Annotated in this window: 2 protein-coding genes; both read left to right on the forward strand. The window is 65.3% G+C overall.

The window, feature by feature from the left end; translation table 11 throughout:
• The coding region (locus PFH44_RS27520) for an HAD-IC family P-type ATPase (RefSeq protein ID WP_283826828.1) at window positions 1-874 on the forward strand (874 nt) is incomplete at its 5' end.
• A gap of 143 nt (window positions 875-1017) precedes the next feature.
• The coding region (locus PFH44_RS27525; RefSeq protein WP_283826829.1) for a TraB/GumN family protein at window positions 1018-1450 on the forward strand (433 nt) is incomplete at its 3' end.

The raw sequence follows: 1450 nt of genomic DNA on the forward strand, positions 1-1450 counted from the left end.
CGACAAGGCGAGCGCTTTACGCCTGGCCGCCGCGCTGGAGCAGGGCTCCAGCCACCCGCTGGCGCGGGCGATCCTCGACAAAGCGGCAGAGAGCGCGCTGCCAACGGTCGGCAACTTCCGTACCCTTCGCGGGCTGGGGGTGAGCGGCGAAGCCGACGGCCATCGTCTCCTGCTCGGTAACCAGGCGCTGCTCAACGAGCAGAATATTGCCACCGACGCGGCGGAGGGTGAGCTCAACGCTCAGGCCTCGCAGGGCGCCACGCCGGTGCTGCTGGCGGTCGACGGCGAGGTTGCCGCGCTGATCGCCATTCGCGATCCGCTGCGCAGCGACAGCGTGGCGGCGCTGGCCCGCCTGCATCGCCAGGGCTACCGTCTGGTGATGCTCACCGGGGATAACCCGATTACGGCCAACGCCATCGCCAAAGAAGCGGGTATCGATGAGGTGATTGCCGGCGTCCTGCCGGACGGTAAAGCCGATGCCATCAAGCGTCTGCAAAGCCAGGGTCACCAGGTCGCGATGGTCGGCGATGGTATTAACGACGCTCCGGCGCTGGCGCAGGCCGACGTCGGCATTGCGATGGGCGGCGGCAGCGACGTCGCCATTGAAACGGCGGCGATTACCCTGATGCGCCATAGCCTGAACGGCGTCGCCGACGCGCTGGCGATTGCAAAGGCCACGCTGCGTAATATGAAGCAGAACCTGCTGGGCGCCTTTGTCTATAACTCGCTGGGCATTCCGATTGCCGCCGGGATCCTCTGGCCGCTGACCGGTACGCTGCTCAACCCGGTGGTCGCCGGGGCGGCGATGGCGCTCTCTTCCATTACCGTGGTGAGCAACGCCAACCGGCTACTGCGTTTTAAACCAAAAGAGTAGCCCCTCGCGCGGGTCAGCACCTGACCCCTTCCCGGACAGCGGTATCACGCCCTGTCCGGGCTATCGCACGCTTATCTCCCCGCCCACGCTTGCGCCCCCAGGCCGCGCGCGCTAGCATGAGTTCTTCACTTTGCGGAGCGCGTATGGGCCTGTTAAACCGAATAAAAATGCTGTGGCGAGCCGCCGTTGGCCCGTCTTATTCCTGGCCAGCGCTGGATGTTACCCTCCCCGGCGGACGCTATCTGCACCTCGTCGGCAGCATTCATATGGGCACCCGTGATATGGCGCCGCCCCCGGCCAGGCTGCTGAAAAAAATTCGCCAGGCCGATGCGCTGATTGTGGAAGCCGATATTACCGGGAACGAAACGCCCTTCAGCAACCTCCCCTCTTATCCGCCGCTGGCCGAGCGCCTGAGTCCCGAACAGCTCGTTGAGCTGGAAGCCCGCGCCGCGGAGCTGGGGCTGGCAACCGCCCTCTTCGACAGCCAGCCGCTGTGGCAGGTGGCTATGGTGCTGCAGGCGACCCAGGCGCAAAAGCTGGGGCTTCGTCCGGATTACGGGATCTGTCTCTTTTCCC

Source organism: Klebsiella sp. Ech2A, assembly GCF_030078455.1.
In the GTDB taxonomy this organism is placed as follows: Bacteria; Pseudomonadota; Gammaproteobacteria; order Enterobacterales; family Enterobacteriaceae; genus Klebsiella; species Klebsiella terrigena.